This is a genomic window from Xanthomonas sp. PPL134, from assembly GCF_040595915.1.
GTDB lineage: Bacteria > Pseudomonadota > Gammaproteobacteria > Xanthomonadales > Xanthomonadaceae > Xanthomonas_A > Xanthomonas_A indica.
In genome coordinates this window covers 1-12,646 of the sequence record NZ_JAMDLL010000005.1, presented here as the reverse complement: position 1 = coordinate 12,646, position 12,646 = coordinate 1, and the positions used below count along the sequence as shown (strand labels likewise).

The following is a 12,646-nucleotide window of genomic DNA, read 5'->3' as shown; positions in this document are numbered from 1 at the left end:
TGCGTGCCGACGGACATCGGCCGCAGGTCGCCATCGACCGGTCACGACCGAACGTTGGCGATTGCGTAGCCGGTGCCGCGGCGTTCGATGTGGGCGAAGCCGGTCTCGCGCAGATGCATGCCGGCGATCGGCAGCCGCTCCGCGCTGACCAGGTCCAGCAGCGCCGCGCGGGTCGCGGTGGCGAGCTGCGGATCGTGGTCGAAGACCACCGCCACGTCCGGGCGCGGGATCTGGATGTCGGGGAAATGCACGATGTCGCCCCATACCAGCAGGCCGCGGCCGCCGGAATCGAGCCGATAGCCGGTGTGCCCGGCGGTGTGTCCCGGTAGCGGCAACGCGTGCATGCCGGGCAGGATTTCGCCGTCGTCGAACCTGCGCAACCTGTCGCGATAGGCCGCGAACACCTGCCGCGCGAGCAGGAAGTTGCCGCGGGCACGTGCGGGCGCGCGGCTCAGGTTGGCGTCGTCCTGCCAGAACCCGACTTCGCGACGCTGCACGAGCAACTCCGCATTCGGGAACGCGGCGTCTCCGGATGCCTCGATCAGCCCGCCGACATGGTCGGGATGGGCGTGGGTCAGCAGTACCGCATCGATCTGCGCCGGCTGCAGCCCGGCCGACGCCAGGTTGCCGCGCAACCGGCCGGCACCGTCGCGGAAGCCGCCGGCGCCGGCATCGATCAGTACGGTGCGGCCGCCGATGCGCACCACGTAGCAGTTGATGTGCACCGCACTGGGCTGCAGCACCCGCGCGGCCTGCTGCATCTGCAGCGCATCGGCCGCGGCGATGGGCGACAGGATCTCGAGGCCGGTGGCGAGATAGCCATCGCTGAGGGCGGTGACGCTGACATCGCCGAGCTGCAGGTGCGGAAACGTGGGGATGGACATGCGGATCCCGGGGCTCAGTTGCGTGCGTGCAGTTCGGCGGGCGCGTGGCCGACGCAGCGGATGCGTGCGGTGGCGCCGGTCGCACCGCGGATGGCGTCGTCGATTGCGGCCATGAACCGCTGCATGACCGCCGGCGTGCGCGCGTCGGCGCGTCGGTAGCGCAGTTCCGCGAACACCGGGTGGCCGCGACCGTGCCGGACCGGCACATAGATGATGTGCACGTTCTGCACCGCGGCCAACAGCACGTCCGTGCACAGCGCGGTGCAGTGGTCGGTCAGCGCGGCCAGCACCGGATCGGCCGGCATGGCCTGCGCGGGGATGAAAAGGGTGAGGTTCGGCATCGTGCGCCTACTGCGGTAGCGTGCTGGCGATGCCGCGGGCTGCGACCAGTTGCGCGGTCATTGGCGCATAGGCCTGGAGATCCTGCGCCAGCTCGCCGATGGCCGGCAGCCGGGCGCGGTCACACCTGGCGAGCCAGCGCTGCGCCGGCACCTTGTCCAGTTCCACCGCATGCAGGCCATGCGGCGCGAGACCGAGCCGCAGCAGCGATGCGGGGCCGTCGGCGCTGACCAGCAGTACCTCGTCGCGCGCCACGGCCGGCGCGCGCTCCAGGCCGTCATAGAGATTGCGGTGCCAGTCGGCGATGTGGCGTTGCCAGCGGGCGAAGTTGCCGCCGCCCTTGTGCCGGTATTCCGCACCGCTGAGGACGTGCAGGCCGTCGATGGCGTGCAGCGCAAGATAGGTCGGACCGCCGTCGCGAAGCGCCTTGAAGCGCTGCGAACTGCGAAAGCCCTCGACCGAGATCAGCGCCGGCAGTTTTTCCCGGCTGTAGAAGTCGTTCCATTCCGCTTCGCTGGCGGGATCGGCGAAGCTGCATTCCACGGTGTAGAGCATCGGATCGTCCTGGGCCGGAACGGTGCGTGCCGGCGTGTCATGGTTGAGGATGACTCATCCTAGTCCTGTGTTTTCCGCGTTGATATCGATATTCGGTCACCCTTCCGTGACTGCATGTCATGCTCGGGCTGGTAAAGTGCGCCGCCTGCCACGGGACCCGACATGCGCCGCAAGATCCCCAGCCATTCCGCGCTCATGGCGTTCGAGGCGGCGGCCCGCCATGGCAGTTTCGCGCGCGCGGCCGAGGAACTGGTCCTGACCGAAGGCGCCATCAGCCGCCAGATCGGCCGCCTGGAAAGCTTCCTCGGCGTGGGCCTGTTCGAGCGCATCGGCAATCGCGTGCGGCTGCTGCCGAACGGCCGGCGCTATGCGGCGCAGGTCCGCGAGACCCTGGACCGGCTGGAGCGCGACAGCCGCGATCTGATGGGGCGGCCGCGCGACGGCGCGAGTCTCGACATCGCCGCGCTGCCGACGTTCGCCATGCGCTGGCTGATTCCACGACTGGGCCGGTTCCAGGCGCGGCATCCGCAGATCACCGTGCATCTGGCCGAACGGATGGAGCCGTTCGTGCTCGTTGGCAGCGGCTTCGATGCCGCGCTGCATTTCGAGCACCCGGCTTGGGCGGGGATGCGCGTGCAGCGCCTGCTGCACGAAGTGCTGGTGCCGGTGTGCCATCCGCGACTGTTGCACGGGAAGGACGCGACCAGCGCGCTGGATGCGCTGCCGCGGCTGCAGCGCCGGCAGAATCCGGATGCCTGGCAACGCTATGCGCAGGAGTCCGGGATCGCCCTGAGCCACCCCGCGCGCGGCGCACGCTACGATCTGCATGCCATGGCGATCGAAGCCGCACTGGCCGGCCTGGGGGTCGCGCTGGTGCCGCGCCTGTATGTGGAGGCCGAACTGGCCGACGGCCGCTTGCTGAGTCCGTGGCCCGCGGCCACCTCGATCGCCAAGACCTTCTGCCTGGTGCTGCCGGAGCCGGTGCAACTGAGCGATGCGCCGCTCCAGCGGTTCGTCGACTGGCTGCTGGAGGAGGCGCGCGCCACCGCCACTGCGCACTGACCGCGACGAGCGCGGCGTCGCCGATGGCGGCGCGAGTCGCTCAGTGCGGCAGCCGATACTCCAGCACTTCATCGCCCAGGGCGTCGATCGCGCCGGTCGGGCGCCAGCCGAGGTGGCGATAGAACCCATGCGAGCGCAGCGCCGGGTCGGCCGCGCAGCCCAGAAACAGGCGTGCGAAGCCCCAGCGGCGGAAATCCTCGATCATCCGCGCCAACAGCGCCTTGCCGATGCCGTGGTTCTCCCATTCGGGCAACAGCGCCAGCACCATGATCTCGCCGCTGTGGCGGTCGCCGAAGCAGTAGCCGACCATGCGCCCGGCGACCTCGGCCACGTGCCCGGGCACGCTGCCATCGGCGATCCACGCCTGCCAACTGCCCGCATCGATCCCGAGCGCGGCCAACTGCTCGGCGGAGAATGCGTTCTCGCGGGTGCGTGCGCGCAGGTCGATGCAGGCGGCCGCATCGGCGGGAACGGCAGGGCGATAGTCGACATGCATGCTGGCAATCCGTTGCATCGGCCGGCACTGCCGGTGGGTGCGCAGCATGCCATGGGCACGCTGCGCCCGCCCGCAGGCAGCCGCGTCACCGCCCCTGCAGGAGCGGCTTCAGCCGCGAACGGAGCGTTGCTGGTGATCCCCGTTCGCGGCTGCGTTTCTTCCTGCAGCGTGCTGCGTGCGGTCAGCGCGCCGCCGGCGCGTAGCGCAGGGTCAGCGCATATTCGCGGCCCGGCTGGTTGTACCAGTTCACCGTCTGGTAGTCGCGATCGAACACGTTGCTGGCCTTGGCCTGCAGCGTCCAGTCCGGGGTGAACGCGTATTCCGCGCGCAGGTCGACGGTGCCATAGCCGGCCAGGCGCACGCGGTTGGCCGCGTCGTCGAAGCGGTGGCCGCTGCCGAACACGGTGACGCCGAGCTTGACCGGGCCGATGCCGCGGTCCACGTCCAGGCGCGCGGTGTTCTGCGCGCGCCGCGCCAGCCAGTTGTCGCGGTTGTCGCCGTCGCTGCGGTTGCGCGGGTCGGTGTGGCTCAGCTGCGCCGACAGTTCCCAGCCGGCCAGCAACGCATAGCCGGTCAGTTCGGCGCCGCGGATGCGTGCCTCGTCCACGTTGACCGGCAGGAAGCTGACCGCGTCGTAGGAGATCAGGTCCTTGACCCGGGTCTCGTAGGCGTTGAAGGTCCAGTTCCAGCTGTCGGCATACTGCGCGATGCCCAGGTTGCCGCTCTTGGAGCGCTCCGGCTTCAAGTCAGGGTTGCCGGCGAACGGGTAGTACAGGTCGTTGAAGGTCGGCGCCTTGAAGCCGGTGCCGACGCTGGCGGTGAGCTTGAGGCCATGCGCCAACGCCAGGCCCCAGCCGAGGCTGCCGGTGGTGTGCTCGCCGAACTGCTCGTTGTCGTCGCTGCGCACGCTGGCCTGCACCTGCTGCGCGCCGAAGCGGCCCTGGTACTCGGCGAACACGCCGGTGTTGTCGCGGCTGTCGACGTCGAAGGCGGTGGTGCTGGCGACGTGCTCGCGCTGCCAGTCGCTGCCGACGCTGAGCAGGTGGCCTTCGGCCAGGGTGATGTCGCCCTGCAGCGCGGCGGTGTCGCGGCGGCTGTCGAAGGTGCTGATGAAGCTGCGGGTGCGCGCGCCCGGCGCACGGTAGTAGCTGTCGGCGTCGTCGACGTTGCGGCCCAGCTGCGCGGCCAGGTGCAGGCGATCGGAGGGCGTCCAGTCGAGCTTGCCGCTGAACACCTGCTGGGTGTTGTCGGCCTCGTTGCCGGCGAACAGCGCGTCGCCGTCGTACTCGTTGCGGCTGTCGATGTTCAGCGCCTGGCCCTCGATGCGCAGCGTGTCGGTCAGGGCGTAGCCGCCGCGCGCGCTCAGCGAGACGTTGCGGTAGCCGTCGCGGTCGGGCTGGTCGACGAAGCAGCCGGCGAACAGCGTGGCCGAGCCGTTGCAGGCATTGATGCCGTCGGTCTTCTGGTAGCCGCCCTGCACGGCCAGCCAGCCGCGCTCGCCGCGGTTGCTGAAGCCGGCGCCGGCCTCGCGCAGGCCGTGGCTGCCGCCGCCCAGGCTCAGGTTCTGCTGGAAGCCCTGGCCGCCGCGGCGGGTGAAGATCTGGATGACGCCGCCGATCGCGTCGGAGCCGTACAGGCTCGAACGCGGGCCGCGCACGATCTCGATGCGCTCGATCTGGCTCAGCGGCAGGTCCTGGAACGCGGCCAGGCCGGCGCTGGCCGAGCCGATGCGCACGCCGTCCACCAGCACCAGCACGTGGTCCGATTCGCTGCCGCGCAGGTTCAGCGTGGTCAGCTTGCCCAGGCCGCCCTGGTTGGAGATGCCGATGCCGGCGCGGCCCTGCAGCAGCTGCGCCAGCGAATCGGCCTGGCTGCGCTCGATCTCGGCGCGGTCGATGACCTGCGCCGGGACCACGCTGTCCTCCACCGAGATCTGGGTACGGGTGGCGGTGACCAGGACCTGGTCGAGGTCGGTGGCGGCATCGGCGGCGTGGGCCAGCGCGGGCAGGGACAGGGCGGACGCGATCGCGACCGAAAGCAGGCGGGACGACATGGGTGGCAACTCCGGCGCGCGGCTGCGCGCTGTGACGGCAAGGGAGTCGCGAACGGAAGGTGCAAGCGGACGGCGCCGGACACGGCGCGGCACGCCGCGACGCCCTCCGCATCGCAACCAGTGAACTGCAAGGCCGGTCTCCGGGCTGGCGATCGGGGAGGCGGACCTCCCGGCTGCGACGCCTTCCCATGCCCAGGCACAGTGGCGCAGGTCGTCAGCGCGGATCGCTTACCGTTGCGGGGGCAGCGCCGGCCTTGTCGCAAGACGCACCGGCTTCCCGTTTCAACCCGCTGGCCGGAGCCGGCGGGTCACCTTGAAGCGGCGCGATTGTACGCGATCGCCGCTGCCTGCGCGGCTCAGTCGGCGTGGGGGCCGTGGCCGTCGTCGTCGCCGTGATGGTCGCTCGCCGGCGCGTCGTGCGGGTCGGGCGCGTAGGCGCCGTCGGCGTCATCGTCGCCGCGCGTGTCGGCGCGGTCGAAATGGGTGGTCGCCACCGGCCCGGCGACCGGCAGGCCGCGCTGCGCCGGCAGCGCCGCCGTCGCCGTTTCCAGCTCGCCCAGCAACTGCGCGCGTCGCGCCTCGGACAGTTCCTGCCAGTGGCAGCCGCTGAGCGCGCCTTCCAGCGAGTACAGCAGGTTGAGGCTGGGCTTGAAGCCGGCGCGCTTGACCTTGACGAAGGCCCCGACCGCGCCGGCCGCCTCCAGGTCCTGCTGCGTGCGCACGCCGACCTGGCGCAGCCAGGCCGCGCTCTTGGGGCCGATGTTGCGCAGCTTGGTGGTGCTCATCGCAGGCTGTCGACGAAGACCTGGGCGATCGCTTCCAGCCCGCGCTGGTCGTCGGCGTCGAAGCGGGCCAGGTCGGGGCTGTCCAGGTCGAACACGCCGACCAGCGCGCTGTCGCGCAGCAGCGGCACCACCAGCTCCGAACGCGAGGCGGCATCGCAGGCGATGTGCCCGGGGAAGGCCTCCACGTCGTCGATGCGCTGCGTCTGGCCGCTGCTGGCGGCCGCGCCGCATACGCCCTTGTGCAGCGGAATGCGCACGCAGGCCGGCAGGCCCTGGAACGGCCCGACCACCAGTTCCTTGCCGTCGTAGAGATAGAAACCGACCCAGTTCAGCCGCGGCAGCGCGTGATACACCAGCGCCGCCAGGTTGGCGGCATTGGCGATGCGGTCGGGCTCCCCGGCGACCAGGGCACGGGCCTGGTCGAGCAACTGGGCGTACTGTTCCGGCTTGCTGCCGGTGAGCGAGGACGAGGCGAACATCGCCCGAGTCTAGCAGCGCGCTGGGTCCGCCGGCACCGCCGCGGCTGACGCGCGCGGCGCGCCCGGCTATCCTGCGCGCCGCCGCGCGTCCCGCCGGCCAACCGACAGGGTTTCGTTCGCATGGCTGTTCCCGCCTTCTACGTCACCGGCACCGATACCGGCATCGGCAAGACCATCGCCAGCACCGCGCTGCTGCATGCCCTGCGTGCGCGCGGCCAGCGCGCGGTGGGCATGAAGCCGGTGGCCAGTGGCTGCACGCGCGAGGCCGAGGGCTGGCGCAACGAGGACGCACTGGCGTTGCAGGAGGCCAGCGCGCCGCGCCCGCGCTATGACGATCTCAATCCCTACGCGCTGCCGCTGCCGCTGGCGCCGGAACTGGCCGCCGCCGACGCCGGCGTGCAACTGGAACTGGCGCCGATCGCGGCCGCGTTCGAACGCCTGCGCGCGCAGGCCGACGTGGTGGTGGTGGAAGGCGTGGGCGGCTGGGCGGCGCCGCTGTCGGCGAGCCTGGACCAGGCCGATCTGGCGCGCGCGCTGCGGCTGCCGGTGGTGCTGGTGGTCGGCCTGCGCCTGGGCTGCCTCAACCACGCCCGGCTCAGCGCCGCGGCGATCGCCGACGACGGCCTGCAGTGCATCGGCTGGATCGGCAACGAGATCGACCCGGCGATGGAGCGCATCGACGACAACATGGCGATGCTGCGCGCGCGCCTGCCGATGCCGTGCTGGGGGCGCCTGCCGTACCGGCCGCAACCGCAGGCCGAGCAACTGGCCGCGCAGTTGCAGCCTTGGGCAGGAATGTCGCCGGGCTGACCAACTGCCGGGCGGGTTGTGTGGGAGGGACTTCAGTCCCGACGCCTCACCAACGAAGCATCGGTGCCGCAGCTTTCCCGCAAAGAAAGACAGGAACGCCGGGACGCACGCGATCGACCAATCCCCAATCCCCAATCCCCAACTCCCGAATCCCGCCCATAAAAAAGGCCCGGTAGAGGGAGGGATCTACCGGGCCTTGGGGTTGCACGGGGGGAGGGACCCGTGCAGACCGAGGGTGCGTCGGGCGGCGAACCGCAGCGACGTCGAATCGGGTCTTACTTGGCGGCGGGCTTGGCCTTGGGCGCGGCCTGCTCGGTCGCCGCCTCGAACTGGTGCTTGGCGAGCTGGCCGATGGCCTCGGAGGTCTTCAGGCCCAGGCCGAACACTTCCTGGTTGGCCGTGGCCAGCCGCTCGAAGTTGTCGCGGGCGATCTGCAGGCCCTTCGGCCACAGCGCCTGCACGGTGCCCAGGTCGCGCGCCTCGGTCAGTTCGCCGAGGAAGCCGGTGGTGGCCGACACATTCTTTTCGAAGGTCTTCAACTGCACGCCGAACACGCTCTCGGCGCTCTCCAGCGCCAGGCGGTTGGCCCGCGCTGCAGCGGCGGCGAACTGCTGGGTGTAGCTGCTGAACTGGTCGTTGAATTGAGCGGACATCATGCAACTCCATTGGAATGCCGACTGCTGTTGCAGTGCAACATACGCCCATTCTGCTGCGATGCAACAAAATTTTCTGAAGCCGCTCAGGATCCGTTCAAACTGCTTTTCTGCTCAATGGTTTGGCGCAATTCCGCCAGCCCTTGCCGGACGCCTCCGCGAGCCTGGAAAGCGCCAGATGCGCGCGACGACGCAACGCAAGGCGGGCGGCATCGAAACCCCTCAGAAGGCGCGGTGCCGCCCTTGCGATTCCCGAATCCCCATTCCCCAATCCCAGCCTTGCTCAGCCCGGACCGCGATAGCGGCAGCCGGACGTACAGGTCTCGTGCACCACCACTTCGCTCAACAGCGGCAGCGCCGGCTTGAGCCGGTCCCAGATCCACATCGCCAGGCGTTCGCTGGTGGGGTTGTCCAGGCCCTCGATGTCGTTGAGGTAATGGTGGTCGAGCTGGTCGTAGAGCGGACGGAACGCCGCCTTGATGTCGCCGAAATCCATGACCCAGCCGCTCTCGGCGCCGGGTTCGCCGCTGACGTGCAGCTCGATGCGGAACGAATGCCCGTGCAGGCGCGCGCACTTGTGGCCGGGTGGCACGTTGGGCAGGCGGTGCGCGGCTTCGAGGGTGAAGACTTTGAAGATATCCATGGGAGGCATTCTACGGTCGGGGTGGGGCGGCATGGCGCGGTGCTGGGCGCGCGCAACGACGGCGGTGGCGTCATGCTGCAGGGCGGGCGATCTGCGCGCTGCCAGGTGAAGCGGAATAAAAAGGCCGCCCCGAAGGGCGGCCTGGGTGCGTGCGCAGTGCGCGGCCGCGGAAGGCTCAGCGCGGCGCGGCGGGGCGGTTGCCGCCGCCGTTGCCCTGGCGGCGGCCCTGACCCTGGCGGCGGGCGCCGTCGGCGGGCTTCTTGCTGCCGGCGTGCGCATGCGCGTGCACCGGCGCATCGCCATGGCCGCGACGGGCGTGGCTGCCGCGACGCGGCGGGCGCTGGCCGCCCGGACGCTCGTCCGGCGGGTTGTTGTTGCCCCAGCGGATCGGCGTGACCGGCTCGAAGCCCGGCACGTCGCGGATGTCCATCTCGCGCTTGAGCATGCGTGCGATCGCGCGCAGCAGCTTGGCCTCGTCCTGCGCCACCAGCGAGATCGCCTCACCGGTCGAACCGTTGCGGCCGGTGCGGCCGATGCGGTGCACGTAGTCCTCGGCGACCATCGGCAGGTCGTAGTTGATGACCTTGGGCAACTGGTCGATGTCGATGCCGCGCGCCGCGATGTCGGTCGCCACCAGCACGGTGATCCGGCCGGCCTTGAAGTCGCCGAGCGCACGCAGGCGCTGGCCCTGGCTCTTGTTGCCATGGATCGCGGCGGTCTTCAGCCCGGACTTGTCCAGGAAGGTGGTCAGCTTGTCGGCGCCATGCTTGGTGCGGGCGAACACCAGGGTCTGCTTGCGCGAGTCGGCGGCCAGCAGGTGCAGCAGCAGTTCGCGCTTGCGCGCACCGTCCACCGGGTGCACGCGGTGGGTGATGGTGTCGGCCACGGTGTTGCTCGGAGTGGCCTGGATTTCCTGCGGATCGTGCATGAACTCGCGGGCCAACTGCTTGATGCCGTCCTCGAAGGTGGCCGAGAACAGCAGGGTCTGCCGGTTCTGCTTGGGCAGCTTGGCGAGGATGCGCTTGATCGAGGGCAGGAAGCCCATGTCGAGCATGCGGTCGGCTTCGTCCAGCACCAGGATCTCGATGCCCGACAGGTCCACGCTGCGACGCTCGAGGTGGTCGAGCAGGCGGCCCGGGCAGGCGATCAGCAGGTCCACGCCGCGACGCAGCGCGTCGAGCTGGTTGCCCATGCCCACGCCGCCGTAGATGGTGGTGCTGGGAATGCGCAGGTACTTGCTGTAGCCGCGCAGGCTGTCGTGGACCTGGGTGGCCAGTTCGCGGGTCGGGGTCAGGATCAGCGCGCGCGGCTTGCGCGGGCCGGTGCCCACCGGCTGCGGCGAGGTGCCCAGGTGCTGCAGCAGCGGCAGGCCGAACGCGGCGGTCTTGCCGGTGCCGGTCTGCGCGCCGGCCATCAGGTCATGGCCTTCCAGGGCGACGGGAATGGCCTGCGCCTGAATCGGGGTGGGGGTTTCGTAGCCCTGCTCGGCCAGCGCACGCAGCAGGAAGGGCGCAAGGCCCAGGGATTCGAACGACATGAGAATGCTCCGGATAACGCGCCGACGCCGGGACGGACCCGGCGCGCAGGCGCAAGTAGGTGAGGCTCGGAGCGTTCCCGTGAACCGCGCTGCGAGAGGGTGGATCAACCCGCAGCGCGAGGCTGGGGTTCGTCGGCACCACGAAAGGCGTCGGGCGGGGCGGGCGAGTCGGATCGTTGCGATCCTGGCCTCGCCGGCGGTCCCTGAGGGAAACGGACGGCCGCATGCAGACCGGTGCAGTGTACCTGAATTGGCGCGCTGCACAAAATGCGGGTCCGTTTCAGTTGAAACCAAGCCGCCGTCTGGCCGTACAATCGCCGGCTCAGCCCCCAGCACTGGACGGACATGAAGCTAGGTTCCCTGAAGGAAGGCGGTCGCGACGGCACCCTGATCGTCGTGTCCCGCGATCTGACCCGCGCGGTGCGCGCCACCGGCATCGCGCCGACCCTGCAGCGCGCGCTGGAGGACTGGAGCAACCTCGCCCCGCGCCTGAACGCCCTGTCCGAGTCGCTCAACGACGGCAGCGCCGACGGCCAGTTCGACCTGGACATGGCGGCGCTGGCGGCGCCGCTGCCGCGCGCCTACGAATTCCTCGACGGCAGCGCCTACCTGCCGCACGTCGAACGCGTGCGCCGCGCACGCGGCGCCGAGGTGCCGGAGAGTTTCTACACCGACCCGCTGATGTACCAGGCGGTCAGCGCCGGTTTCTACGGCCCGCGCGATGCGGTCAAGGTGGTCAGCGAGGACTACGGCATCGACCTGGAGGCCGAGATCGTGGTGGTCACCGACGACGTGCCGATGGCGGTGACGCCGGCGCAGGCCGCCGCGCACATCCAGTTGATCGGCCTGGTCAACGACGTGTCGCTGCGCAACCTGATTCCGCCGGAACTGGCCAAGGGCTTCGGCTTCGTGCAGTCCAAGCCGCGCTCGGCGCTGTCGCCGGTGTTCGTCACCCCCGACGAGCTGGGCGAGGCCTGGCGCGACAACAAGGTGCACCTGCCGCTGCTGACCCACATCAACGGCGCCTGGTTCGGCGCGCCGGAAGCCGGCGAGGACATGCAGTTCGATTTCGCGCAGCTGGTCGCGCACGCGGCCAAGACGCGGCCGCTGGCGGCCGGCGCGGTGGTCGGCTCGGGCACCATCGCCAACCAGGACACCGCGCGCGGCGCCTCCTGCTTCGCCGAGCAGCGCACCGTGGAGACCCTGCGCGACGGCAAGCCGAGCACGCCGTACATGTCCTTCGGCGACGTGGTACGGATCGAAATGCTGGACCGTGACGGAGTGAGCATCTTCGGCGCGATCGAGCAGCGCATCGAGCAGGCGCCGCTGCCCTGACCCGGCCGGCGGCGCTCCCGGGGCGACCGGCGGCGCCGCGACGCCGGTGTCCACCGGTATCGTTGTCGATTGCGCAGACGGAGGCGGGCATGGACGAGGCACTGCAGCTTTATACCTACTGGCGCTCCAGTGCCGCGTACCGGGTGCGCATCGGGCTGGAGCTCAAGCGCCTGGCCTACCAGTCGCTGCCGGTGCATCTGGTGCGCGATGGCGGGCAGCAGCATTCGCCGGAATATGCTCGCTTGAACCCGCAGGAGCTGGTGCCGACCCTGTGCCACGACGGCCAGCCGATCCGCCAGTCGCTGGCGATCCTGGAGTACCTGGACGAGCGCTGGCCGGAGCCGCCGCTGCTGCCGGACGCGCCGATCGATCGCGCCCGCGTGCGTGGCCTGGCGCAACTGATCGCCTGCGACATCCACCCGCTCAACAACCTGCGCGTGGCGCAGTTCTTCGAGAGCGCCTGGAACGTGCCGCAGCCCGAGCGCGAGGAGTGGATGCGGCACTGGATGCAGGTCGGCTTCGATGCGCTGGAGCAACTGCTGGCCGAATCGCCGGACACCGGCAGTTTCTGCCATGGCGAGCAACCCGGGCTGGCCGACTGCTGCCTGGTGCCGCAGCTGTACAACGCGCGCCGCTTCGGCGTGGACCTGCAGGTCTACCCGACCCTGGAGCGGATCGAGCGCGCCTGCCTGGCGCTGCCGGCCTTCGACGCGGCGCGCCCGGAAAACCAGCCCGACGCGCAGTAAGTCGGGAGTATCGTCGTAGGAGCGGCTTCAGCCGCGACCGGCGTGCCGGTAATGCCCGGTCTGTCGACGCTGCCGCCATCCCTGCCGCATCGGTAAGCATGAGGATGTGGAAAGGACTGCAGTGCCGGACGCTTCGGCCTCCACGCGTCGCGACTGAAGTCACTCCCACAGGGGCTTGCGGCGAACGCGCTTGGTGCACTGTGGGAGGGACTTCAGTCCCGACGCGCAGTTGCGTGGAAGTGACGTTTGCCCAGGCAAGGGCAACCCCG

The 12,646-nt window shown here is 70.2% G+C and carries 14 protein-coding genes and 1 riboswitch; of the genes, 4 read left to right on the top strand and 10 right to left on the bottom strand.

Going from position 1 to position 12,646, the window contains the following annotated elements; translation table 11 throughout:
- Positions 1-41: 41 nt before the first annotated feature.
- The 3 genes from M3U25_RS11530 to M3U25_RS11520 are packed head-to-tail and all read right to left on the bottom strand — an operon-like array spanning position 42 to position 1,778.
- Positions 42-884: an MBL fold metallo-hydrolase gene (locus M3U25_RS11530; protein WP_355501392.1), complete on the bottom strand. Its 843-nt coding sequence runs from the start codon at positions 882-884 to the stop codon at positions 42-44.
- A gap of 14 nt (positions 885-898) precedes the next feature.
- Positions 899-1,225: a hypothetical protein gene (locus tag M3U25_RS11525; RefSeq protein ID WP_254459222.1), complete on the bottom strand. Its 327-nt coding sequence runs from the start codon at positions 1,223-1,225 to the stop codon at positions 899-901.
- Between the two features lie 7 nt (positions 1,226-1,232).
- Positions 1,233-1,778 (bottom strand): hypothetical protein, encoded by a 546-nt coding sequence (locus M3U25_RS11520; RefSeq protein ID WP_355501397.1) that lies wholly within the window; start codon positions 1,776-1,778, stop codon positions 1,233-1,235.
- 162 nt (positions 1,779-1,940) lie between these two features.
- On the opposite strand from M3U25_RS11520, the gene M3U25_RS11515 reads away from it, so the two are divergent.
- Positions 1,941-2,840 carry a LysR substrate-binding domain-containing protein gene (locus M3U25_RS11515; RefSeq protein ID WP_355501401.1) on the top strand — a complete coding sequence of 300 codons (900 nt, stop codon included), beginning with the start codon at positions 1,941-1,943 and terminating at the stop codon, positions 2,838-2,840.
- Positions 2,841-2,880: 40 nt separating this feature from the next.
- Here M3U25_RS11515 and M3U25_RS11510 read toward each other — a convergent pair whose 3' ends face one another.
- The 4 genes from M3U25_RS11510 to M3U25_RS11495 form a co-directional block, all read right to left on the bottom strand.
- Positions 2,881-3,336 carry a GNAT family N-acetyltransferase gene (locus M3U25_RS11510; protein ID WP_355501404.1) on the bottom strand — a complete coding sequence of 152 codons (456 nt, stop codon included), beginning with the start codon at positions 3,334-3,336 and terminating at the stop codon, positions 2,881-2,883.
- Positions 3,337-3,517: 181 nt separating this feature from the next.
- Entirely contained in the window at positions 3,518-5,389 is a 1,872-nt protein-coding gene (gene btuB / locus M3U25_RS11505) for a TonB-dependent vitamin B12 receptor (protein WP_355501407.1), read from the bottom strand.
- Between the two features lie 113 nt (positions 5,390-5,502).
- A riboswitch (cobalamin riboswitch) is annotated at positions 5,503-5,720 on the bottom strand.
- Between the two features lie 25 nt (positions 5,721-5,745).
- A complete protein-coding gene (locus M3U25_RS11500; protein WP_355501410.1) occupies positions 5,746-6,174 on the bottom strand; it encodes a TfoX/Sxy family protein in 429 nt (142 codons plus the stop codon).
- A complete protein-coding gene (locus tag M3U25_RS11495; protein ID WP_160948164.1) occupies positions 6,171-6,653 on the bottom strand; it encodes a GAF domain-containing protein in 483 nt (160 codons plus the stop codon). Before M3U25_RS11495 ends, M3U25_RS11500 begins: the two co-directional genes overlap by 4 nt.
- 120 nt (positions 6,654-6,773) lie before the next feature.
- Here M3U25_RS11495 and bioD point away from each other — a divergent pair, with 120 nt between their 5' ends.
- Complete coding sequence (gene bioD, locus M3U25_RS11490; protein WP_355501413.1) at positions 6,774-7,463, top strand: dethiobiotin synthase; 690 nt, start codon at positions 6,774-6,776, stop codon at positions 7,461-7,463.
- Positions 7,464-7,738: 275 nt separating this feature from the next.
- Here bioD and M3U25_RS11485 read toward each other — a convergent pair whose 3' ends face one another.
- The 3 genes from M3U25_RS11485 to M3U25_RS11475 form a co-directional block, all read right to left on the bottom strand.
- Positions 7,739-8,116, bottom strand: a complete 378-nt coding sequence (locus tag M3U25_RS11485; RefSeq protein ID WP_010343827.1) for a phasin family protein — start codon at positions 8,114-8,116, stop codon at positions 7,739-7,741.
- A gap of 283 nt (positions 8,117-8,399) precedes the next feature.
- The gene (gene queD / locus M3U25_RS11480; protein ID WP_355501418.1) at positions 8,400-8,759 is read right to left on the bottom strand and encodes a 6-carboxytetrahydropterin synthase QueD; all 360 of its coding nucleotides are present in this window, start codon (positions 8,757-8,759) and stop codon (positions 8,400-8,402) included.
- A gap of 175 nt (positions 8,760-8,934) precedes the next feature.
- The gene (locus tag M3U25_RS11475) at positions 8,935-10,296 is read right to left on the bottom strand and encodes a DEAD/DEAH box helicase (protein ID WP_355501421.1); all 1,362 of its coding nucleotides are present in this window, start codon (positions 10,294-10,296) and stop codon (positions 8,935-8,937) included.
- A 345-nt stretch (positions 10,297-10,641) separates the two neighbouring features.
- Here M3U25_RS11475 and M3U25_RS11470 point away from each other — a divergent pair, with 345 nt between their 5' ends.
- Together M3U25_RS11470 and maiA are read left to right on the top strand one after the other, a co-directional pair.
- Positions 10,642-11,631, top strand: a complete 990-nt coding sequence (locus tag M3U25_RS11470; RefSeq protein WP_160948159.1) for a fumarylacetoacetate hydrolase family protein — start codon at positions 10,642-10,644, stop codon at positions 11,629-11,631.
- Between the two features lie 89 nt (positions 11,632-11,720).
- Positions 11,721-12,377, top strand: coding sequence for a maleylacetoacetate isomerase (gene maiA / locus M3U25_RS11465; protein WP_242159707.1), 657 nt, complete (start codon positions 11,721-11,723; stop codon positions 12,375-12,377).
- Positions 12,378-12,646 lie beyond the last annotated feature (269 nt).

Coding starts and splice junctions, on each gene's coding strand:
- maiA (WP_242159707.1), top strand. CDS start 11,721: ATGGACGAGGCACTGCAGCTTTATACCTACTGGCGCTCCAGTGCCGCG.
- M3U25_RS11525 (WP_254459222.1), bottom strand. CDS start 1,225: ATGCCGAACCTCACCCTTTTCATCCCCGCGCAGGCCATGCCGGCCGAT.
- M3U25_RS11475 (WP_355501421.1), bottom strand. CDS start 10,296: ATGTCGTTCGAATCCCTGGGCCTTGCGCCCTTCCTGCTGCGTGCGCTG.
- M3U25_RS11530 (WP_355501392.1), bottom strand. CDS start 884: ATGTCCATCCCCACGTTTCCGCACCTGCAGCTCGGCGATGTCAGCGTC.
- M3U25_RS11500 (WP_355501410.1), bottom strand. CDS start 6,174: ATGAGCACCACCAAGCTGCGCAACATCGGCCCCAAGAGCGCGGCCTGG.
- M3U25_RS11495 (WP_160948164.1), bottom strand. CDS start 6,653: ATGTTCGCCTCGTCCTCGCTCACCGGCAGCAAGCCGGAACAGTACGCC.
- M3U25_RS11485 (WP_010343827.1), bottom strand. CDS start 8,116: ATGTCCGCTCAATTCAACGACCAGTTCAGCAGCTACACCCAGCAGTTC.
- bioD (WP_355501413.1), top strand. CDS start 6,774: ATGGCTGTTCCCGCCTTCTACGTCACCGGCACCGATACCGGCATCGGC.
- M3U25_RS11520 (WP_355501397.1), bottom strand. CDS start 1,778: ATGCTCTACACCGTGGAATGCAGCTTCGCCGATCCCGCCAGCGAAGCG.
- M3U25_RS11515 (WP_355501401.1), top strand. CDS start 1,941: ATGCGCCGCAAGATCCCCAGCCATTCCGCGCTCATGGCGTTCGAGGCG.
- M3U25_RS11470 (WP_160948159.1), top strand. CDS start 10,642: ATGAAGCTAGGTTCCCTGAAGGAAGGCGGTCGCGACGGCACCCTGATC.
- btuB (WP_355501407.1), bottom strand. CDS start 5,389: ATGTCGTCCCGCCTGCTTTCGGTCGCGATCGCGTCCGCCCTGTCCCTG.
- M3U25_RS11510 (WP_355501404.1), bottom strand. CDS start 3,336: ATGCATGTCGACTATCGCCCTGCCGTTCCCGCCGATGCGGCCGCCTGC.
- queD (WP_355501418.1), bottom strand. CDS start 8,759: ATGGATATCTTCAAAGTCTTCACCCTCGAAGCCGCGCACCGCCTGCCC.